This window comes from Flavitalea flava, assembly GCF_054461575.1.
In genome coordinates this window covers 94,014-117,093 of record NZ_JBTLQH010000006.1, presented here as the reverse complement: position 1 = coordinate 117,093, position 23,080 = coordinate 94,014, and the positions used below count along the sequence as shown (strand labels likewise).

The 23,080-nt window shown below is 47.9% G+C and carries 9 protein-coding genes; 1 reads left to right on the top strand and 8 read right to left on the bottom strand.

Annotated elements, in window-relative coordinates:
- Positions 1–42: 42 nt before the first annotated feature.
- Together ACX0G9_RS08425 and ACX0G9_RS08420 are read right to left on the bottom strand one after the other, a co-directional pair.
- Positions 43–6,858, bottom strand: a complete 6,816-nt coding sequence (locus tag ACX0G9_RS08425) for a fibronectin type III domain-containing protein (protein WP_459064441.1) — start codon at positions 6,856–6,858, stop codon at positions 43–45.
- A gap of 656 nt (positions 6,859–7,514) precedes the next feature.
- Positions 7,515–14,525 carry a fibronectin type III domain-containing protein gene (locus ACX0G9_RS08420; RefSeq protein ID WP_459064440.1) on the bottom strand — a complete coding sequence of 2,337 codons (7,011 nt, stop codon included), beginning with the start codon at positions 14,523–14,525 and terminating at the stop codon, positions 7,515–7,517.
- A 724-nt stretch (positions 14,526–15,249) separates the two neighbouring features.
- On the opposite strand from ACX0G9_RS08420, the gene ACX0G9_RS08415 reads away from it, so the two are divergent.
- Complete coding sequence (locus tag ACX0G9_RS08415) at positions 15,250–16,731, top strand: hypothetical protein (RefSeq protein WP_459064439.1); 1,482 nt, start codon at positions 15,250–15,252, stop codon at positions 16,729–16,731.
- Here the strand turns inward: ACX0G9_RS08415 and ACX0G9_RS08410 are convergent.
- The 6 genes from ACX0G9_RS08410 to thiH form a co-directional block, all read right to left on the bottom strand.
- Positions 16,721–17,626, bottom strand: coding sequence for a glycosyltransferase family 2 protein (locus tag ACX0G9_RS08410; RefSeq protein ID WP_459064438.1), 906 nt, complete (start codon positions 17,624–17,626; stop codon positions 16,721–16,723). The two genes, ACX0G9_RS08415 and ACX0G9_RS08410, sit on opposite strands and share 11 nt — an antisense overlap.
- A gap of 86 nt (positions 17,627–17,712) precedes the next feature.
- On the bottom strand, positions 17,713–18,873 hold the full coding sequence (locus ACX0G9_RS08405; protein ID WP_459064437.1) for a sugar transferase: 1,161 nt from the start codon (positions 18,871–18,873) through the stop codon (positions 17,713–17,715).
- A 221-nt stretch (positions 18,874–19,094) separates the two neighbouring features.
- Entirely contained in the window at positions 19,095–19,499 is a 405-nt protein-coding gene (locus tag ACX0G9_RS08400) for a response regulator (RefSeq protein ID WP_459064436.1), read from the bottom strand.
- A 558-nt stretch (positions 19,500–20,057) separates the two neighbouring features.
- Positions 20,058–20,963 carry an aldo/keto reductase gene (locus tag ACX0G9_RS08395; RefSeq protein WP_459064435.1) on the bottom strand — a complete coding sequence of 302 codons (906 nt, stop codon included), beginning with the start codon at positions 20,961–20,963 and terminating at the stop codon, positions 20,058–20,060.
- Positions 20,964–20,966: 3 nt separating this feature from the next.
- Positions 20,967–21,845: a phytanoyl-CoA dioxygenase family protein gene (locus ACX0G9_RS08390; RefSeq protein ID WP_459064434.1), complete on the bottom strand. Its 879-nt coding sequence runs from the start codon at positions 21,843–21,845 to the stop codon at positions 20,967–20,969.
- A 65-nt stretch (positions 21,846–21,910) separates the two neighbouring features.
- The gene (gene thiH, locus ACX0G9_RS08385) at positions 21,911–23,056 is read right to left on the bottom strand and encodes a 2-iminoacetate synthase ThiH (RefSeq protein ID WP_459064433.1); all 1,146 of its coding nucleotides are present in this window, start codon (positions 23,054–23,056) and stop codon (positions 21,911–21,913) included.
- Positions 23,057–23,080: the final 24 nt, after the last annotated feature.

Sequence of the window (23,080 nt, the reverse complement as noted above, 5' to 3'; positions counted from 1 at the left end):
ACCATTATGGTCAGCCCTTTTTTGTCTGCTTTAAACTCGACTTTATTTCTTCATGACCTTCAGGGTTTGACGGTCATTTCTGTTAATATAGTTTACGGTTACAAAATAAATTCCAGTAGTTACCTGCCCTGCAGGCTGGATACGGAGTTGATTATTACCCTGGTATAACCCTTCCCAACGTTTCTGGTAGATTTGTATTCCGCTTACATCGGTAATCGTAACCAACACTTTGTCACCTGCCAGTGCAGGAACCAACAAGGTAAAATCCTGATCGAATGGATTCGGATAAGCTGTGAGGGGTCTCATGCCGTTCAAGAGGCTGTTGTTCGTGCTGTCTGCTGTAGTGGTAAATCTGCTGGCTGTTGCTGTAACCGCACCCGGTGTAACAATCGCCGTCGCCGGAGCAGGGCTGATCGGGTTAACGGACGGAGTATAGCCTTTAACGATCATGGCTCCCAATAAACCGAAGGTGGCAGTCGGATAGCCGGTGAAACTGATCCTGATCTGGCCATTCTGATCGGGGACCAGACCGAAGATCGTCAGGGTGCCTGTACTGTTGTTGAGTGAATTGAGCAGACAGGTCTGGCCATTTACCATATAAACCGTACTGTTCTCACCCGGATAGTTCGTCAGGCTGGCAAACACGGTGATATCATATTTGCGGGCCAGGTTCAGGCCGTTAAGCACCACGTAGGTCGTATCGCCGGGGAACATACCAAACCCTTCGGCCATTACCTTATCGGGGAAGATACCGGAGTTGTTGCCCGTATTTACTCCCGGGCTCACCATACCATCCACCTTCACCGGCTGTACCATACCGATATTTGTCGGAACGCCTGTCTCATCATTAAAATTATTCCAGAATGCTCCCAGTCCATACACCCAGTTCAGGTTATTCCAGGGAGCAGGAGCGGCACTCGCACTGCTGGCAAAGTTGATGAATACTGCCGGGGAATAAGTATATCCTCTGACCGGGTTGCTGAAGGTCGAATAATTTGTCCCGTTCACCGCACGGACGATATAGTTATAGCTCGAATTGGCAGACAGACCTGCATCTGTATAAGAGGTACTGTTTGCCGGAAGACTTGTCAGCAGGGAATAGGTGCCACCATCGGCCGCACGCCAGACCTGGTAACCGGTTTCATTCGATGACCGGTCCTGCCATTGCAGGGATACCGTATTCGATGCAGCGTAATCCAATACCCGAAGATCCGCAGGGCTTAGCGTGGCCACGGAGGCCGGCGTATAGGATTCGATGACCAGGGCGCTCAGCAATCCATAAGCGGCATTGACATCTTTTGCACAACTGATCACTACCGTTCCGCCGGCATCGGAACTGATGCCATTGAGCTGGGCGGTTTTGTTGGAATTATACGATCCGTTGAGACCGCTAGTCTGGCCGTTGATCGTGAAATTGGTCAGCGAACTGGCGCTGGTTCCGTCACTGTTGTAAAAAAGGAAATTATATTGTTTGGCAGGATCCAGTCCCGTTACCGTGATCCGGTGAGCGCTGGTACTGGTCGTATAAAGCGCGGAACGTTCAACGGTTTCGGGATATACTTCCGATCCGTTCCGGCGACGCATACCCGTTAGCGATACTCCATCCCAGGCATCGGTCAGGGTGACGGAGACGCCAGTCACATTATTGCCGTCATCTTTTAACCCGCTGATCACGTACCCTGCATTCGGCAGATAAGGAATCGCCATATTGTTCCATGGCGCAGGGGCCAGGTTATCGTTGTTGGTCAGATTAACATAAGTGGAGGTAACATTCCCATCCACTACAAACAGGTTAAAGCTGGCCGAACGGCTGGAATCACTGTTATCCGTAGCCGTTATTGTAAGTCCAGTAAAGGTGCCCAGTAATCCGGCTGCCGGTTGGATGCTCACCGTTCCCGTACCATTGCCGTTATCTGTAAAGCTGGCAAAAGATGGCAGGTTGGAAGCCTTCAGCGTAATATGGTCGGTCGGATCATCCGTCGCCGTAACCGTAACGGTCGTATTTTGATTGTTCTTAAGCAGAACATCGGCAATAGCGGCGATCTGGGGTATCCTGTCCTTTGTGATAACCGAAGCCGTATCGGAATAAGCCGAATGGCCATGGCTGTTGATGGCCCTCACGGTATAGAAGTATGGGGTAGTCCCGGAAATGGTACTATCCAGGTAGCTGACCGTGGCGGTATTTGCCGTAGTAAGCAGGTTATACGTACCACCATTGCCGGTAGAGCGATAAATTTCATAACCGGTCTCGTTGTAAGCCGCATCATGCCAGTTCAGTTGAACGCCTTTACCGGCAACATTCAGGGCAGTCAGCAGGGACGGAGCCGCAGGAGCCATTCCATCATCATATAGAGAAGTAATCACCAGGGCATTCAGGTACCCGATCGGGCTACCGGCCGCTTTGGCCATGTTCACCGTTATATTGCCGGAAGCATCCGGAGACAGGGTATTGATCGACACCGTTTTCTGCGTGTTGTTCTGCACATAGAGGGATACCGATTGGGTGCCTACTGTATAAACCGTAGTACCGTTATCAGGGAACCCGTTAAATACGCTGCCTGCATAAAAGGTCAGATTGTATTTTCCTGCGGGGTTCAGACCCGTCACGGAAAGGGCTGCCGTTTCCGGTCCACCGTAATAACCGAAGTACCAGAAATCATTCAGCACCGCATCGGGGTAGACACCAGAATTATTACCGGTCGTCGGACCTCCATTGAACGGCATCCACCAGGATTGCAGGAAGTTAATGCCGACGGGGGTCGTATTCCCGTTCTGATCCAGGAGGTTCGGCGTGGAGATGCCGGTCATACTATTCCAGGGCGCTCCGATCGTGTTGGCATATTTTACCCGGGCATAAATTTTTGTGCTCGGGTCCTTATCGAGTATGGTCAGGTTGAATGAACGGATGGATGAATCACCCTGCCCGTCGTTAATAGTTAATTTTACGGCGTAGGTACCGGCGGCTGCGAAAGTTGGTTGAAGAACCAGGGTCGCATATCCATTGGCCCCGTTCACCAGGGTGAAATTATTCGGGAGGTTGCCTACCGACCAGGTCAGCGTTGCTCCGGCGGTGGAATCCGTCGCGCTAAGAGCGATCCGGACGCTATCCCCTTCATGAATGATAGTATCGGACAGGGTATGGATGACCGGCGTATAATTCCCGTTGACCGTCAGGTTGAACTGGGTTGAATCCACTCCCCCATTCGGGTCTGCTACTTTTACCTTGATGCTGTTATAAACCCCCTGATTGGCAAGGACCGGGCTGAAGGTAAGAACTCCCGTACCATTTCCGTTATCGGCAAAGCTGGCAAAAGCAGGCAGATTCGACGGCGTAAGCGTCAGTCCGCCTGAGGAGGCCGAAGTTATGCTCACCGGAACAACCGTGGTTGTACCATATCTTATATTGCGGTTAGGCAAAGGAGTAATTACAGGCGCGATATCCTTCGCTTGCGCAAAGACCGCTGCGGAATAGCCCGTATTTCCGCCTACCCAGACGGCATTTATTTTATAATAATAAGTCTGGTTGGCATAAAGCCCCGTATCGCTGTAATGAGTAATGGCAGCGGGGAGGCTGGCCAGCAGCAGGAACCGGGAACTATCGCCGAAGGAGCGGTAAATGTTGTAGCCGGTTACACCGGATGCCGTATCGGCCCAGCTTAAAGAGACCACGGAAGAAGATAATGCAATCGCGGTAACATTATAAGGGTTGATTGGCGCTGCGGGTAATCCCAGGGTGGTGGCCGAGGAATTTTTATTGATAAAGGCTGAATCCGGTATAAGCTGTTTGCTGATCCCGGGACCCTGATAACTGGTCGTCAGTACATAACCGCCGCCCTGTTGGAAATAGGTAACATAGATGGGATAACTTCCCTTGGTCAGGGTAAGAGTTCCGGATCTTTCAGTCGTACCCTGCAGATAATCGTTCTTCACGACCAGATGGGCACTGTCGAACCCGCCTACATAAAGATTACTTCCATCATCGGAGGCCGTATAAAAAGTATAACTGCCGGTAGCCGGGATATTGATCGTTCCCAGGAACTTAAAGGCAAAATTGGTCGTAACCGGGCTCGGGGATAAGGATATATTATTCAGATTACCCGTCGATACCGGGGTAAGGCTGTTAAAAGGAGGAAGATTATTCCAGGTCCCCTGATAAAAAGAATAGGCTACTCCTCCCAGGGAGGAAGGATCGTAACCCGATGCGCCATATTGATTGACAGCCTGTATCTTATAAAAATAGGTAGTTGATGGAAGGACGGTTGTATCGGTGAAACCGGTTGCATTAGCCGGAGCGGTCGTTACGATCGAATAGGCTCCGACGGAACTGGTAGAGCGGTAGATCTCGAATCCTGTTTCGTTGTTGGTATTATCCGTCCAGGTCAGGCCGATCTTATTGTAAGCGGTTGCCGTAGCCTTTACCGTAGTCGGGATAGCAGGGGCTACTCCCGCAGCTGCTGTCTTATCCGCGAAAACACTATCTGGAATGGCAACAAAATTGCCGGCAGTCTGCGGAGTTTTCCAGCCTACCGACATAGTATAACCGCCACCCTGCTGAAAGAAGGCGATGGCAATAGGATAAGTGCCCGCCGTTAAGGTCAGGGTGGAAGAATTGACGCTGGTCGTTCCATGCTGACCATCATTGTTAACCGTCGCCATACCGGAATAGGTATACGGCGAAGCGGTTTGATTCAATGCGCCAAGCCAGAGTTTGCTGCCATCATCCGAACTGGTCTGGAAAGTATAGGATCCCGTGACCGGTACCCGGATATACCCTTGCCAGAGATAGGCATAATTGGTTGTCTGGGTGGCCGAAGCGATAGAAACATTCGGCATCACTCCGGAAAGGGCCGGGGTGAGCGTACCGAAATCGGCTAAAGTATTCCAATTGGCCGTGAAGGTATAAAAATTGTAATTCAACCCGATCAGTTTGGCCTGGCCGCTGACCTGGTTGCTCATGGACGAAAGATTCTTTGCCTGGTCCGCAGCCTGAACGGTAAAGATATAGTTCTGGCCGGTCTGCAATCCATCGACCGTAAAGTTGGTTTGTTTAGTGGAATAGGTTTTGACCCCGTTGATATATATATAATATTGGGTCACGCCGATATTATCCGTGGAGGCGGTCCAGCTGAGCGATATCGAAGTCTTGGTCGATCCGGTCAGCAGGAGGCTTCCAGGAACCGTCGGAGCCTGAGTATCGGCAGTCGTTGTCCCTGAAGCCTGACCCGACAAAATGGAAGCAGCCGTATTATTGACAGCCCGGACAATATAATAATATTTGGTATTCGTTTGCAGACCGGTAATGACCTGTGTAGTTACATCTGCGCCAGTGATCGCGGCCATCGTATAAGGGCCTCCGGGCTGGGTGGACTGATAGATCTCGAAATTCGTTTCGTTATAGTTTGGGGAAGGGTTCTGGCTCCAGTCCAGTTCCATGGAGGTCTGGGAAAGGACGGTCACTGTCAGACCCGAAGCCGGATCCGGCCTGTTGGGTCCTGCAGAATCGATCACCGTAAAGGGTGCGGAGAAACTGCTGGAACAACCGTATAGTTCAGTCACCCTGACTATATAATTACCAGGTGTTGTTACCTTTAGCGTGCTGTCTGTACTCCTTGTAGTAGTATCCCCTGTTTTTTGCCAGAGATAAGATACATAACCGGAAGGTACTTTTAAGGTAACACCCGGGTTGTTCAGGGCCGGGATCACTTTGCTCATCAGACCGGAAACCGTTATAGGCGGCGTTACGGTAGGAGCTTTTATACTGATGACCACGGGAATATGTGACCAGTCGGACCAGATGCCATTGCGCTGAACGCGGCAATCGTAGGTTCCCGTAGTGGTAGCCGTTATACTATTGGTAATGGCAGAGAGCAAGACACCATCCTTTCTCCATTGGTAAGCATCCTGTTTGGGAGCGACGCCTATCGTTACATTTATCGGATCTCCCGGACAAAACTGCGTCCGGCCGAAAAGGGTCCAGGGATTGGACATATAGGCCCTGTTACAGAAAGGGAAAAAATCGGGTTCGGCCCAGGCCGTTGTCCAGGTACCATGACCCAGTTGAGGATATAAAGTATATTTTATATTTGCGCCTGCTGCATTGAGGCCGCTTACTACCTGCTGTGCTGTATTTGGATCTGGTCCGGTATCCAGTCCCCCCTGAAAGTCCCATAAAGGAGTGAATTTGACTAAAGGGCGCACAGCTGCCGTCGAATCGCCCAGGGTTATCCCGGACATGGGAAGAGCAGCTGCCGTATACTGAGGATAGGCTTCCAGCATACCCCAGCTTGCATAACCTCCGGCAGAAAGACCGTTGGTGATGATCCGGAACGGGTCGAGTTTGTTATTGGTCACCATATAGTTCGCCACCTGAACGGCCAGATCGAAATTAGGACCGCTCCAGCCATTGCCCGGAGATTGAAAGACCAGTACATATCCGTCAAACGTTCCGTTATCCACTGCACTTTGAAATACCGGTCCACCATTCGCCAACGAAAATTCATTATCCGTAGCCGGCCCCTTCTCCCCTGCTCCATGCCAGAAGATCAACATCGGGTATTTTTTCCCGTCGTTGGCATTAGGGTCATAACTTTTAGGGTATTTCAAACGGAAAGGGATCGTATGCAAAATATACGCTTTCCATTCATTGGTATTCCAGGTTAACCGGACCGTCCTTATCCATTTGGTGATCGTGTTCGCATCCGGGTAATTGGGGTTGGTAAGACTACCCGCCGGAGCCGAAGCATTGTAGGTTACGATCGAGTCATTGGGATTCAGTACACTTTGTCCGCTGACTGAAAGTGTAAAGAAGGTGACAAGAGCCAGTAAGAAAAGGGGAATTCTTTTTGTAAAAAATTTCATAATTGTAATCTTAAAATAGAGAATAAGCATTCAGTGTTTAAAAAGGGTATCCGTATATATCGGTCAATCGAACTTTTCTTAATGGGATCTTTGGGACATTGGATGGATCTTTCGGTCAATTGGACATAACGATTCTCCGGCCAGCCGGAAAGGAGGATGGACCGTATGATTCGGCTAACCGAAAACAATCGTTTAAAATGGGATGACGAGGAAAATTGGAAAAAAGAGACTAAAAAAATTACATACGTAATTCAAGGAAGGATAGATCGGATCTGGTCTTGCCAGGATACTGGAGCCGTAGAAGGCTGTGTAACAGGAAAAGGTGGTTTCGCCTTAGGAATAATAGGCAGGTTGAGGCTTAAGAGTCGTGCAAGATAACCATTTTTTGTTGGTTTTCATAGCCAGTAGCGCCGTTAACAAGTCATTACGAATTCGTTAACCAAATAAAGTCGCAAAACGCCCTTTTTAAGGATACAGACAAGGGACCTGTGGTCCCTTGAGCGAAGCTCGATCATTAGCATTAATTGGGCAATAAGCTAAATTTCCTCATAGCTTATTGCCCAATTAAAAAAGGGCCGACCAATTGGTCAGCCCTCTAACTTAGCGGCAGGGTTTGTCTATACTATTTTTATACCATATATTCTCTTATTAATCACTTACTTTTTTAAGATGGTCAGGGTTTTCCTGTCATTCCTGTTGATATAAGTTATCGTCACATAATAAACTCCCGTTGGAACCGCGCCTGCCGGTTGGATCCGGAGCTGGTTATTACCCTGGTACAAGCCTTCGAACCTTTTCTGGTAGATCTGTCTTCCGCTTACATCTGTGATCGTAACCAGTGCATTGTCGTTTGCCAAAGCAGGTACCGACAAGGTAAAGTCCTGATCGAACGGATTCGGGTAGGCGGTCAACGGTCTCAGCGCATCCAGGATGCTGCTGTTCGTATTTTGCTGCGCAAACTGATTACCGTTAGCCAGGGTTGCAGTCCGGGCAACGATAGCCGATACCGGAGCCTGAGAAATCTGGTTAGTAGACGGATCGTAGCCTTTGACGATCATGGCGCCCAGTAAACCGAAGGTAGCCGTCGGATAACCGGTAAAGCTTACCTTGATCTGACCGTTCTGATCGGGAGCAATGCCGAAGATCGTCAGCGTTCCTGTGCTGTTGTTCAGCGAGTTCAACAGGTAATTTTTCCCGTTAACCATGTACACCGTGCTGTTCTCACCGGGATAATTGGTAAGGCTGGCGAACACCGTGAGATCGTATTTGCGGGCCAGGTTCAGGCCATTCAACACTACATAGGTGGTATCTCCGGGGAACATACCAAATCCTTCCGCTATCACCTTATCCGGGAAGATACCGGAGTTATTGCCCGTATTTACACCCGGGCTAACCATACCATCCACTTTCACCGGTTGTACCATTCCGATATTGGTCGGGATGCCTGCTTCGTCATTGAAGTTATTCCAGGTAGCTCCCAATCCATATACCCAGTTCAGGTTATTCCAGGGTGAGGTAGCCGCATTCGCACTGCTGTTGAAGTTGATGAATACGGTCGTAGCGTAGGTATATCCTCTTACCGGATTGCTGTATTCAGAGTAATTGATACCATTCACCGCACGAACGATATAGTTGTAGCTCGTATTGGCCGGCAGATTCACATCGACATAGGAAGTGCTGTTCGCAAGAAGAATTGCCTTCAGAGAATAGGTACCGCCATCATTTGCACGCCAGACTTCATAGCCGGTCTCATTGCTTGCCCGGTCCTGCCATTGCAGGGATACCGTATTCGAAGCCGAGTAATCCACTGTCCGCAGATCTGCAGGGCTAAGCGTAGTGACCGAAGCAGGTGTATAAGACTGGATGACCAGTGAGCTCAGCAGCCCATAAGCCGCAGCCGCATCTTTCACACAGTTGATGACCACCGTTCCGCTGGCATCGGAACTGATACCATTTATCTGAGCCGTCGTGTTGGAATTATAAGAACCGTTAAGTCCGATGGTCTGACCATTGATCGTGAAATTGGTCAGCGAACTGGCACTTGTACCGTCACTGTTATAGAACACGAAATTGTAGAGCTTGGCTGGATCCAAACCTGTAACCGTGATCCGGTGGGCGTTCGTATTTGTCGTGTACAGGGCGGAACGTTCTACCGATTCAGGATATAGTTCAGACCCGTTGCGGCGACGCGTACCCGTTGCCGATACACCATCCCAGGCATCTGTCAGTGTGACTGCCACACTTGTTGTCGTGTTACCGTCATCCTTCAGACCGCTGATCGAGAACCCGGCATAAGGAAGGAAAGGCACCGCCATATTGTTCCATGGCGCAGGGGCCAGGTTATCGTTATTGGTCAGGTTCACGTAAGAAGAAGTAACATTCGCATCCACCACGAACAGGTTGAAACTGGCCGAACGGCTGGAATCGCTGTTATCAGTAGCCGTGACCGTCAGGCCGGAGAAAGAACCCTGCAAACCGGCGGTTGGCTGAATCGTCACCGTACCCGTACCGTCTCCATTGTCCATGAAAGAGGCAAAAGGAGGCAGGTTGGTAGCAGTTAATGTAATGTGATCGGTCACATCGTCCGTAGCCGTAACCGTCACCGTGGTGTTTTGATTATTCTTCAGCAATACATCGGCGATAGGCGCTACCTGCGGAATACGATCCGTAGTCGTTACGGAAGCCGTGTCGGAATAAGTGGAAGCACCATGACTGTTGACCGATCGTACGGCATAAAAGTACTGGGTCGTTCCGGAGATGACGCTGTCCAGGAAGCTTACCGTACCGGGATCTGCAGTTTTGATCAGGCTGTAGGTTCCTGCACTGCTGCTGGAACGGTATACTTCATAGGCAGTCTCATTATAAGCAGCATCCTGCCAGTTCAGCTGAACACCTTTACCCGGAACATTCTGGGCAGTAAGCAGAGATGGAGCTGCAGGCACCGTTCCATCATCGAAGATGGAAGTGATCACCAGGGCATTCAGGTAACCGATCGGAGTGTTGGCTCCTTTCTTCATATTGACCGTAATGGCCCCTGTCGCATCGGGTGAAAGATTATTGATCGATACGGTGTTCTGTGTGTTACCCTGAACATAAAGGGATACACTTTGGGTACCTATCGTATAGATTGTCGTTCCATTATCGCCTGACCCAACAAAATTACTGCCTGCATACAACGTGATATTGTATTTGCCGGCCGGGTTAAGACCCGTTACAGCTACGGCTGCCGTTTCCGGACCGCCATAGAAACCGAAATACCAGAAATCGCTCAATATGGCATCCGGGTAAACTCCGGAGTTATTGCCAGTGGTAGGACCTGCATTGAACGGCATCCACCAGGACTGCTGGAAGTTAATGCCGATGGCAGTGGTATTCCCGTTCTGATCGAGAAGATTTGGCGTAGTAGGCCCGGTCATATTATTCCAGGGAGCAGATGCCGTGCTGGCATATTGTACCCTTGCATAGATCTTCGTATTCGGATCTTTGTTAATAACGTTAAGAACGAAGGTGCGTTTAACGGACAGACCGTTATTGTCATTCACCGTTACATTCACGTTATAAGTTCCGGCCGCAGCATAGGTCGGATGCAGGGACAGCGTAGCTGTTCCGTTGGATCCGGGGGTCAGCGTATAATTATTAGGCAGATTACTGACCGATACCGTCAGCACATCGGCAGGATTTACATTGGCTCCATTGATAGGAATATTTACAGAATCACTCTCATTGAGGGTAAAATTGGCAATGCTGTCGAGGGTCGGAGCGAAATTATTATTGACATCCAGGTTGAACCGGGTAGTATCCTTTCCGCCGAAAGCATCAGCTGCTACGACGATCAGGTTGTTATACGTACCCTGGTCGGTGCTGGCAGGATTCAGGGTGATCGTTCCCGATCCGTTACCATTATCCACGAACCCGGCAAATGCAGGCAGGTTCGGCGCAGTCAGCGTTAGCAAACCGGAGTTCACCGAAGTAGCGCTTACCTGGATAGTGGTGGTCGTACCATACCTGGCCTGTTGATTAACCAGCTTGACAATAACCGGAGGCGTATTCAGGGTCGTCGCGCTGCTTTCATTTGAATAAGCAGAGGTACCCCCCGGATTGACCGCATTGATCTTGTAGAAATACTGTGCATTGGAATACAGACCGGCATCATTGTAAGAAGTGGCGTTGGCAGGCAAAGTAGCCAGCAGCACATAGGCCTGGTTATTATTGTTGGAACGGTAAAGCTGGTTGTTTGCTGCGTTCACTGCATTATTTGTCCACGAAACAGAAACTGCGGTTGTACCTGTCGCCGTGGCATTCAGGCCGGAGGGCGCAGCAGGTATTGCAGGTAATACTTGAGTTGCGGCATTTGACTGTGCATAGGTGAAATTGATCAGGGTAGCGATCACATCCGCAGATAAGGCGGTGTTAAAGACCCCGAAATCATCGATCCATCCGCCGAATACATTGCCATTATTATTATAGGCATTGGTTCCGTTGGTCTGACCGATCCTTGCACCATTCGAAGTCGTACCGATGGAATGGAAACCCAGGTTAATATTGGATGCTGCCAGGATACCGTTCACATACAATAAAAGGGAATCACCATAATAAACTACGGCAATATGATTCCAGTTGGTATTGTTGAGTGTAGTCGTGATCGTTTTGCGGTTATTGGCACTGGCCACCCCTGCAGTGAGGGTGGTATTATTTAATACAAGTGCAAGACCGTTATCGCTGCCTCCGATATCGAAGATAACCCGGTTGGCACCACTAGTGCTGGATGCTTTGATCCAAAGCGCGATCGTCCTTTGTGTATAGGATTCCTGCAGGAAGCCGCCTGTATTATTTATAGTGATAGCCTGGTTTGTCCCGTTTAGTTTAACGGAATAGGCGCCCTGTTGTTTGTTGGCGGCATCGAATACCGGGCTGCTGATAGCCGTAAGTGTTTTACCATTACCGGTGCTATCTATATAACTGTTATCGAATCTCCAGTTGGCTTCGGTATAATTGCTGGTAAAGTTAGACTGACCATTTGTGTTCACCGATCTCAATATGTAAAAATAGCGGGTGCTGGCGGCAACGGTGGAGTCGATAAAACTGGTCGCATTAGCCGATGTAGAACCCACGATCGCAAATCCACTGGAAGGGCTGACCGATCTCCAAATTTCAAAACCGGTCTCATCACTGCTGTTATCCGTCCAGGCCAGGCTGATTGCTTTATAAGACAGGCTGGTTGCCTTCATGTTCGATGGAGTATTGGGTCCAACTCCTGCAACAGCGGTTTCTATGAAAGCGCTTGCGGGAATGGTGACATAATTGATCGAACCGGGTACCTTCCAGGAAACCGTGAGTGACCTACTGCCCGTTAACTGGGAATAAGCAATGGCAATGGGGTAAATACCAGCCGACAGGAACATATTGGAAGAGGCAACGGTCGTATTGGCCTTACTGTCATTGCTGACAACAGGAGTACCGGTGAAGCTGTAAGGCGATCCCGTTCCGTTCAGGGAACCCAGGAACAATTTGCTGCGGTCATCCGAAACGGTACGGAAATTATAGATTCCAGTGGTAGGAAGAATGATATAACCTTCCCAGAGGAAACCCATATTTTCCGTCTCTGTAGACGAAGGCAGGGTCACATTCGCTGAGGTACCGGCGAAGGCAGGTTCCAAAGAACCGAAATCCGGAAGTTTGGTCAGCGATGTGCTTAGATTATTATAATAAGAATAAGGAAGACCATTGATCAGGGCTTGACCGCTGACCTGGTTGCTGGCAGATGAAATATTGCCGGCCAGATCCTTTGCCTTCACGGTGAATGCATAGGATTGTGCATGTACCAGGCTATTGACCGTAAATTTAGTCTGGGTTGGCGGTACCGTATAAGATTTTGCCCCGTTCACATAGATATCATAACCGATGACACCTACATTATCGGTAGAAGCACCCCAGCTGAAGGAAACCGAGTTCCTGCCGGTGCCGGTGATCGTGAGAACCGAAGGAGCGGTCGGTGCCTGTACGTCGGCGATGGTGACCCCGCTTCCTTCATTGGAAGCGGCAGAAGCGGCTGTATTGTTTACGGCTCTTACAATATAATAGTATTTCACGCCGGCATCCAGACCCCTGATGGTATCCTTGGATACATCGGCGCCGGTGATATCGATCAGTTTATAAGGACCACCGGCCTGTGTAGACTGGTATACCTCAAAATTTGTTTCATTGTTTGTGGGCGAAGGATTCTGGCTCCAGTTAACCAACAGGGATGTCTGTGATAAAGGAGAAGCGCTGAGGCCGGAAGCGGGATCAGGCTTGTTGGGTCCGTTCGCATTGATCACGGTGAAAGGAGCGGAGAAACTGCTGGAACAACCGTATTGTTCGGTTACCTGGACAATATAATTGCCGGGGGCAGTAACTTTCAGCGTACTGTCGGTACCGATAGTAGTGGTACTTCCCACTTTCTGCCAGGTATACGAAACGTAGCCTGAAGGCACTTTCAAGGTAACACCCGCATTATCCAAAGCAGGGATCACTTTGCTCATCAATCCGGAAACCGCGATGGGTGGAGTTATTGTAGGTGCCTTGATGCTAATAACCACAGGAGTGTGTGACCAATCGGACCAGACACCGTTCCGTTGAACCCGGCAGTCATAGGTTCCCGTGGCCGTTGCTGTGATCGTATTGGTAGTTGATGCAAGTAAAACGCCGTCTTTTCTCCATTGGTAGGCGCCAAGAGTGGGAGCCACGCCAATAGTAACATTGATAGGATCACCCGGACAAAATTGCGTTCGGCCGAAAAGTGTCCAGGGATTGGCCATATAGGCCCGGTTACAGAAAGGGAAGAAATCAGGTTCGGCCCAGGCTGTCGTCCAGGTACCATGCCCCAGTTTCGGGTATAAGGTATATTTTAAATTTGCGCCTGCGGCGTTGAGGCCGTTCACTACCTGCTGCGCCGTATTGGGATCGGGCCCGGTATCGAGTCCTCCCTGAAAATCCCATAAAGGAGTAAATTTGACTAAAGGGCGAACTGCCGCAGTCGAATCACCCAACGTGATCCCGGACATGGGCAGGGCAGCCGCCAGATAATTGGGATAAGCTTCCAGCATGCCCCAGCTGCCATAACCACCGGCCGAAAGACCGTTGGAGATAATGCGGAAAGGATCCAGTTTGTTATTCGTGACCATGTAGTTGGCCACCTGAACGGCTAAGTCGAAGTTCGGTCCGCTCCAGCCATTGCCAGGCGTCTGAAAGACCAGTACATATCCGTCAAAAGTTCCGTTATCCACCGCAGTTTGAAAAACAGGTCCGCCATTGGCTAATGAGAATTCATTATCAGTAGCAGGTCCTTTTTCCCCGGCCCCATGCCAGAAGATCAGCATCGGGTATTTCTTACCGTCGTTGGCATTTGGGTCATAGCTTTTGGGATATTTCAGACGGAAGGGGATCGTATGCAGAATATACGCCTTCCATTCTTTGGTATTCCAGCTTAACCGGACCGTCCGGATCCACTTACTGATAGTATTCGCATCCGGCATGTTCGGATTGGAAAGACTACCTGAAGGGGCGGCAGCATTATAGGTTACAACCGAGTCGGTTGGATTCAGTACACTTTGTCCATGTACGGCAAGTGTAAAGACCATGATCAGAACCAGTAAGAAAAAGGGAATTGTTTTTGTAAAAAGTTTCATATTTATAAAGCTTAATAATGGAATAGGGTACTCAAAAACTGTTTATGCTGATCTGTAAATAAAAATTTGTTATACCCGTTATATGACGAATAAATATCTTCAAAAATTGAAAATTTCTTACATTGAATAGGACTGATAAATTGGACTTAAAAGGACTGCTGAAACTTACAGGATTATTGAATTGGACTAAGGATAGCTGGTAGTTCAGTCGGCACCAGTATTCGGTACCCGTATATGGCATAACAATCCATAAAATTTACTAAGGAATTATCTCGGGATAACTGCCTCAGGAAATTGGATAATTGTAATTCTAGGAAGATGGAAAAAAGGGTAATAGGTTCGATCACTTAAATGGAAGGAAACTAAAAGGTTAGATCATGGGAGTGGACAATAAAAGTAGAAGGACTCTTATTTGGATGCAAGGTAATATCTTTTTCTGGTTTATCTAAGGATTTACACGGATTTTCTTAAGTTTTTTTGGGGGTTAAAAAGGTTAACAGGTGGTTAACCACAGGTTGAAAAATAGTTTGAAAAAAATAGCTCCGCCAACAGAAAAAAAGAGCCCGGCAGCACCTTCACAAGCAATTGATTACAAACAGGTTACCCTTAATAATCTATATAGCTTGTAAATGGACGTCGGTTTGGTCCCGAAAGCAAATGAAAAGGAGTGTATTTGGTAACCGAAAAAAAGCTAAGCTTGCACATAAATTTTCAAACCCCGCACGTGAAAAAACAACCCTTCCTGAATGATTGGCGGCTGGTCCTGCTTGTTTTCATTTTTTCCCGTCTTCTGTTTGTTTTAACCGGCGTTGAAATGGATTATGGAGCTATTTTCCGTAATTGGCAATACCTGGATATGGCCACCTTACAAACGAATCTGGGCAGTGGGGTCTGGTATGATCACACACAGCCACCTGTTTTTAATTTGTTCCTCGGAATTGTCCTGAAATTTACAGGGTCATATGCGCGGATCACCTTTGTCCTGGTCTTCAAATTAATTACCCTGGCTAATACACTTCTGTTGCTGACGATCCTGCAGCAGGTTTTCAAAAAACTGTTTGACCGGATCCGCAAAGACAGGAGCCAGCGATACGCCGCAATTTATAGCAGGCTGCCCTTACTCTTTTCCCTGGTTTACCTGCTAAGCCCCGCTACCCTGCTTTTTGAAAACGAATTATTCTATACGAGTTTTATTACCGGTTTGTTGCTCACCAGTTGTCTGTTTCTACAGCGTTTTTCCGGGGGAATTACCGGAAAAAAGGCTATAGGCTTTTTCCTGCCCCTGATCCTGATCTGTCTGACCCGGAGCATGTATCATCTGGTTTGGCTGTTTGTCCTTTCTGCGCTGGCGGTCTTTTTTTACCGGAAACAACAGGGCCCCGCTGTCCGTTACCTGGTGACCGGCGCCATACTCTCCCTTTTGCTGGTTGGGTTCTGGTATGTTAAGAATCTTAAAGTTTTCGGAAGTTTCTCTACCTCGACCTGGATGGGAATGAATATCGCCAGGAATGTTTTCCACGACGTTCCTCTGACAGATTCTTCCAGGATAGCCTTCATTGAACCTTTTTCAAAGATCTCTGCGTATACAAAATTTCTGCCCGCCGGTTTCTCAGCACGGAATTCAAGCCGGTATGGAGGACTGAATGACAGGGACCTGCTTGGTGAAATGAAGAACGACACCTGTATCAATGAAAAAAATGTGGGGTACCTGGAGGTTTCCAAACTGTATATGGAAGAATCCAAACAACAGATCAAGGCCCACCCCGGCTCTTATCTGAAGAACGTACTACAATCCGCCATTATTTTCTTTGCCCCCGCGACCCGTTATCCGCCTAATGAGTACCAGGCGGCCAAGATCAAATATTACGATGTGGCGTACTCATTCAACCTCTCTCATTTTGCCAAAGGCAAACAGCAAAGAAGGATTGCCCTTACGCTTTCAGCCTTCCCGAAGATCCTGCTTTATCTGTTCGTTTTTTTCTGGATGATACGTAAGGCAGTCCGGGAAAAAATGGTGTTGCCGCTCAATCTGTTCATCACGGCCATCATCGCCTATATTTTTTGCGTCAGCTCCCTGTTCGAGCATTTTGAGAATATGCGTTTCCGGTACGAGGCTGAGCCACTGTTCTTAATACTCGCCGCCCAGGTAGCAGCCGATCTTATAAGGATCAGACAGGAAAATAAGCCCGTTGTTATTACTGCTTAAATTTTATGGAAGGATTGAATTGCCATAATATAGCTTTCCAGAACGAACGAAGATGTTCCTTCTGCCCTTTTACGAGATAACTGAACGTGTTCTTTGGAATGGTAAAAAAAAGCAGATAGCCTGTAAATACCATAAAGGCAGGCCAGGCAATATTGCGCCGCATGAACAGGATTCTATTGCGGTTCAGGTAAAATGTTTTGAGAGGGCTGGATTTTCCAGTGCTCATGGATTCTTTATGATAGATCAGGGATTTGGGCTGATAATAAATCTTATACCCTTTCTTTTTTATCTTTTCGGACCAGTCCAATTCTTCGTAATAGAGAAAAAAGGGTTCATATAAACCGCCCACCTCTTCAATCACCTTTCGCGGAACCATCATAGCCCCGCCATGTGCATAATGGGTGACCTTTATTTCATCATATTGTCCTTTGTCCTGTTCCCGGCTTCCCACCATTCCGTTGCGCCCGGTAAAAATATTGATCGGATGATAACCGGCATATTCGATCGTTCCCTTCTGAAAAAAATAATGGAATTTGGGACAGGCAAGACCTGCATCGGCATGTGTTTGAAAGATCTCCAGCAGACCTTCCAGCAAACCCGGTGTAAACTCGGTATCATTATTTACCAGGAAAAGGAAATCGCCTTTGGCAATCCGGATCCCGGCATTATTTCCCCCGCTGAAACCCAGATTTGCTCCGGTCAGGAGCATTTTCACGGCAGGAAAAGCAAGCCGGCAGGCCGCTGACGGATCTTCTTTGGAGCCATTGTCCACAATAATTACTTCGATATTCTGGTAGGTATTCTGTACCCTGATGGAATGAAGAAAATCAGATGTTACGGCAGTCGTATTATAGTTGACGGCAATGATAGATACTAAAGGGGAATCCTTCAACATGATTGATTTTCTTTTTGTTGGCACAAAGCAGAAATCCGGACGACAGGAGTTCCTGCCTTTCCGGATTTATGTTTTAACCCTGATTTTTAGACATTTTCCTTTTGCAATAAAGCAGAAGGGGTATTGGCTATTATCCAGAGGTCGGTAGCAAAGTTACATTTTGAAGCGTAATCGATATCGATATTGATCCTTTCTTCCACGGACATATCTTTATTTCCCCTTTTTTTGATCTGCCAAAGACCGGTCATACCGGCTGGTGCCAGGAAACGGGCGGCATAATCATCCGTAGTCAGCGTTTCGGCTTCATATAAAGGAAGAGGTCTGTTCCCTACCAGGGACATATCCCCTAAAAATACGTTAATCAGCTGGGGCAGTTCGTCCAGGCTGGTATTTCTCAAAAAACTCCCGATCCGGGTGATCCTGGGATCATTGTTGATCTTGAAGAAAACCGGGCCTTTTGAATCAGCATCGTATTGATTCAGATGGGTCAGCGCCTGCATTTGTTTGTCGGCTCCCTGCTGCATGGTCCGGAACTTATAAAAGTCGAATATCCGGTAACCTTTGCCAGCTCTTTTGGCAATATAAAAAACAGGTCCCCCGGATTCCAGCTTGACGGCAAGCGCAATCAGCAGAAAAATAGGGCTGAGAATAAAAATAGCTATGGCAGAAACCAGGATATCAAAGGCTCTTTTGAAGATCAATCCTTTATTACGGCCTTTGGGAAGGCGCTCTTCGATCTTGGCAATTCCAGCATTCGCTCCAACGGCTTTAATCTTACGGAGGAACTGGATCTTGTCTTTCAATTCCTTTTCTCCGAAATTTTCCATCTGAAGGATCTCATCCGGTCTGGTATTCCTTTTAAAAAGTTGTAATTCCTTATCCGAAAGCCCTGATCCATCCAGGATAAAAGGAATGGAACAAAGAATGGGGTGCTGACTGAGGAATTGACTGAAGCTGCGAATGGATGCAAAATCAAAACGGGCCTCGCATAAAATAACTTCGGGGATCATATTCTTTTCCTGCTCCAGGCTACGGTTCAATTCCGCCTTTACATTTTCCAGGCCGTCGGAAGCATACCCTCTTTTATATACGTTTACCAGCCGCTCGATGTGAGCTGTATTTTTTCCAATATAGTAAAAACCACTATATTGAAGGTTTCCCGGCTTCGGTAAAGAATAAGATCTGAAGGCATAGCGTGCTATCCTTTGATCTCGCTGAGCAGTTTTGGGTAGAAATAATAGATCCATACGTCAGGTTTACGGTTTCATAACTACGGTGGTACACAAATATTGATTACTCGGATCAGGGATTGTACTTATAGATTCCATGTTTTCACAACAATCCCACTCTTTAAAAATCAAAACTATCAATCTGTCGGGTTAATTTTCTAATCATTTATCAAATGGATCGGGTCATTTATCCAACGAAACTCATCACTTATCTAACGAACACCCTTAGTTCCCGATGATCAACTGGCTATATACGATAAATCCTTGCTCAGGGTTCCGGTCTTAACCAGATTATTTATTGTACCCATTAATTCAACCGGGTTGAAAGGTTTCAGGTAATAAGCGATCACTCCATATTCAAGGCATTTCAATTCTGTCTCCTTTGCATCCAGGCCTGATAAAACCAGGACCGGGATATCTCCATACATGCCGCTGGAAGAAAGCTGCTGAATCAATTCCCAATTTTCCATGTCAGGTAACTGGGGATCCGCAATTATAAGGTCAGGCCGACTTCTGTGAGAAAGATAATACATGGCAGAATAACCATCAGGTACTGTTACGACCTGGTAATCTTTTCCCAAAACAGTCTGTAACAAAAATCGTATCGCCTTACTATCGTCAATTGCTAAAATTTGTTTTTTCATCACCAATTTCATTTAATCGTGTTTTAAGTAGAAACTTAATCTTTCAAGGATGGCAATGGAAACCATTGGCTAACACGAGGTATTGGCTTGATAAATACTTCAACTAATAGAATAATAGAAGCAGGCTTTACTGAATAGTGATGTGGATTATTTTGACTTTACAATCAACCGTCAATGTTCTGAGGAATTTCAAGGATTTGTGGGTCAGGTCACGTTAAAGACATAACAGTACAAATACACAAAGAGTTAAATCGCCGGATATTCAGAGGATTTGAATATGGCAGGCATTAATAGTTGCATAAAAGTACACTTGTTTTTCAATATTCCAAAGTTATTATGATTTATTTTTAATCCTGGTGCAAATTGGGAATTTTTCCCGAAATAAAAAATACCCATTTAATGGTATTTTTAGAATTAACAGATAATAAATCCATACAGTATTTATACGAATCCATACCGTACATATACGAAAATTAAATAACCTTAGCTTTTGCCCTGAAAATCTTAATCGGTTAACCTTTAAATATACCCAGAAACCTGTACCCCCGGCCTAAAGCCTTACCTGTATTGATCATAAACGTTCGGTTCGATTATCCTGCTCAACTCCTGCCACTCCTTTTCTCCCATCCAATTCGTGTTAAACGTTCCCTCCAGTTCCTCCAGTTGCTCCATCGTTCTCACGCCGGCTACTACACTCGTAATCGCAGGGTTCTTTAATATAAATTGAAGGGCCGTTTGGGCATAACTCCTGGTTTTCCCCGAATGGGAACGAATCGCCGCCGCCGCAAGGGCCACTTCTTCCGCCCCGTATTTCAAATAAGGGGTGGGTGACTTTTCCAGAAGCAATCCTTGTGCCAGGCCGCCTCTTGCCAATACTCCTATCCTTTTTTCCTGTAACAGGCCAAGACAGGTTTCCTCCGGTCTTCTGTCCAGCAAACTGTATTGCAGCATGACGCTGACGATACGGGAACGCAAAGCGTATTCGCGGATCACCTGCGGGCGAATGGAAGACAGGCCATAGGCGCGGATCTTACCTTGAGCCTGCAGTAGCTCAAAAGTTTCTATGATCTCATCGATGGGGTCGTCCGTCGTTCCTCCATGCAATTGATACAAGTCGATGTAGTCGGTCCGGAGTCTTTTCAGGCTCTCTTCCACGGCAGAAATAATATATTCTTTCCGCGGGTCCCAATCCCAGCCGCTTCCGTCCCCACGCCAATGATTACCCACTTTTGTCGCCAACACCACATTTTCTCTTTTCCCGAGGAGGCTTTTCCCCAGCCGGTTTTCATTCATTCCTTTCTCATAGAGATCGGCCGTATCGAAAAAATCAATCCCCTTGTCAATGGCATGATGGATCAGCCGGGAAGCATCCTCCTCCCCCACCAGTCCTTCCTTCAGGGACATGCAGCCAAAAGCGATCTTAGAGACCCGGATTCCGGATCTCCCCAATAATTCGTATTGCATAGATTACAAAACTAACGGATTAAGCTCGGACGAAACCAGGGCGCCGGGAGGCAGCCCCATCAGCCAGGTCTTCCAATCATGGGTCTGCACCTTATTCCTTGGCTCGGTGATGCGGGCTCCGTCCGCTATGTAGACGATGGTCATCATTTCGAGGATATGGCCGGATTCATTCCCTCCGGCCTGATGAACAGTATTCCCATAATGCCAGGTAGCATCGCCTGCCTGCATTCCCGCAGCGCGGACAATGGGGAAATGTTTCGTTTTGATATATTTCCTGAATTTACTGTCTGATTCATCTGTTATCCGGGGATCCAGCAGACTTCCTTCCTTATGGGATCCTGATGCAAAACTGAGCATCCCCATATCTGCCCCGATATCGACCAGGGCAATGACAAGGGTAACCGTATCGGGTGTGTCTATTGGCCAATAATGCTGATCCTGGTGCCAGGAAGAGGAGCTTCCTCCCGGTTCTTTTACGATAACACGGTCATGATAGAGACGCAGCTTATCAACACCCAACAAATCTGCCGCCATTCCGGCAAAACGCCTGGCGAGTACAAAATACCTTAGCCCGTCGTTGATCCTCCACAGGTTCATGACCTGGGCAAAACGGGCTTTCGGCGAATGGCCCTGCTGGTTACCGGTAATATTTCCGTGTATCTTTTCCAGGTTGGAATTTTCCGGGATTTTTCGTTTCTCCGTTCTGCTTTTTTTAACCGCGTCCCGTATAAGGGCCCGGTAAACCGTCAGTTCTTCCGGACGCACCAATCCCCTGACAAACAAATGTCCTTTCTCCCTGAACTCGTTTTGCCGGGCAGCGGAGATCTCCCAATGGTCATCCAGCGGTGGAAGGACCGGGTAGCTGGTTTTCGAAGTTACCACCTTCCCAAATTAGTCTTTCCCGGCTTAATGGTCTTTACCGATTTTATCCAATGTTTATGAACATTTTAATCCAAAGCAACCGAATCGGACAGGTCCATTTTACCCATCTGCAGGGCTCCATCCCAATCTTTCCAGACGGGTACATACCCCTGGCGGCGGATCATTTCAGCAATCCGGGCGGGGCTCCGGTCATCATCGATCTCGAATTGCTCCAGGGATTCCGGGTCGACGGCATATCCTCCGGGATTCGTTCTTGACCCGGCGCTGAGGGATGTTATGCCGATCCGTATGGCATGATCCCGGAGAACGGGGCTTTCCCTGGTGGAAAGGGAAAGCTCCACCTCACTGTCCAGCAGGCGGTATGCGCATATAAGCTGGACCAGTTCCCTGTCCGTCATTTCTACCTTTGGAGTCAATCCACCGGAGAAAGGACGAAGCCGGGGAAAGGAAAGAGAATATTTTGTTTTCCAATAGGTCTTTTCCAGGTATTGCAGATGCAGGGCCGTAAAAAAACTATCGGTTCGCCAATCCTCCAGCCCGATCAATACACCCAAGCCCATTTTATGGATACCGGCCATACCCAGTCGATCCGGGGTTTCCAGGCGGTATCCAAAATTCGATTTTTTCCCTTTCGGGTGGTGGAGCCGGTAACCTTCCCGGTGATAGGTCTCCTGGTAAACCAGGACGGTATTAAGCCCTTCGTTTATTAAGCGTTCATAGTCCGGCTGATCCAACGGCTGCACTTCCATGGATATATGGGCAAAATGGGGACGGACCAATTGCAGGGCCTTACAGAAATAGTCTGTCCCCACCGTCTGTTGGGCTTCTCCGCTGACCAGTAATACATGTTCATAACCCAGTTCCCTGACAGCAGCTACCTCCATCAGCAGTTCAGCAGGGCTCAGCGTCTTGCGCCGTATCTTATTCTCATAGCTGAAACCGCAATAGGTGCAGATATTCTGGCATTCGTTGGAAAGATAAAGGGGAATATAAAGCTGGATCACTTTGCCGAAACGCTGTTGGGTAAGCTGGTTACTTAGCTGCGCCATCTGCTCCAGATAAGGGGCGGCCGCCGGGGAGATCAGGGCCATAAAATCTTCCAGCCCACGTTTGGAACTGCTCAAGGCATTTTCCACCTCACGGGCCGTCTTGTTATAGATCTCCTTTTTTATAGCTGCCCAGGAATACTGCTCGAAAAGAACGGAAAACATTTTTTAATAATTTAGTTGAGTTGA

What these genes read in the sequence shown, in the direction of transcription:
- ACX0G9_RS08425 (WP_459064441.1), bottom strand. Translation starts at nt 6,858, where the DNA reads ATGAAATTTTTTACAAAAAGAATTCCCCTTTTCTTACTGGCTCTTGTC.
- ACX0G9_RS08420 (WP_459064440.1), bottom strand. Translation starts at nt 14,525, where the DNA reads ATGAAACTTTTTACAAAAACAATTCCCTTTTTCTTACTGGTTCTGATC.
- ACX0G9_RS08410 (WP_459064438.1), bottom strand. Translation starts at nt 17,626, where the DNA reads ATGTTGAAGGATTCCCCTTTAGTATCTATCATTGCCGTCAACTATAAT.
- ACX0G9_RS08405 (WP_459064437.1), bottom strand. Translation starts at nt 18,873, where the DNA reads ATGGATCTATTATTTCTACCCAAAACTGCTCAGCGAGATCAAAGGATA.
- ACX0G9_RS08400 (WP_459064436.1), bottom strand. Translation starts at nt 19,499, where the DNA reads ATGAAAAAACAAATTTTAGCAATTGACGATAGTAAGGCGATACGATTT.
- ACX0G9_RS08395 (WP_459064435.1), bottom strand. Translation starts at nt 20,963, where the DNA reads ATGCAATACGAATTATTGGGGAGATCCGGAATCCGGGTCTCTAAGATC.
- thiH (WP_459064433.1), bottom strand. Translation starts at nt 23,056, where the DNA reads ATGTTTTCCGTTCTTTTCGAGCAGTATTCCTGGGCAGCTATAAAAAAG.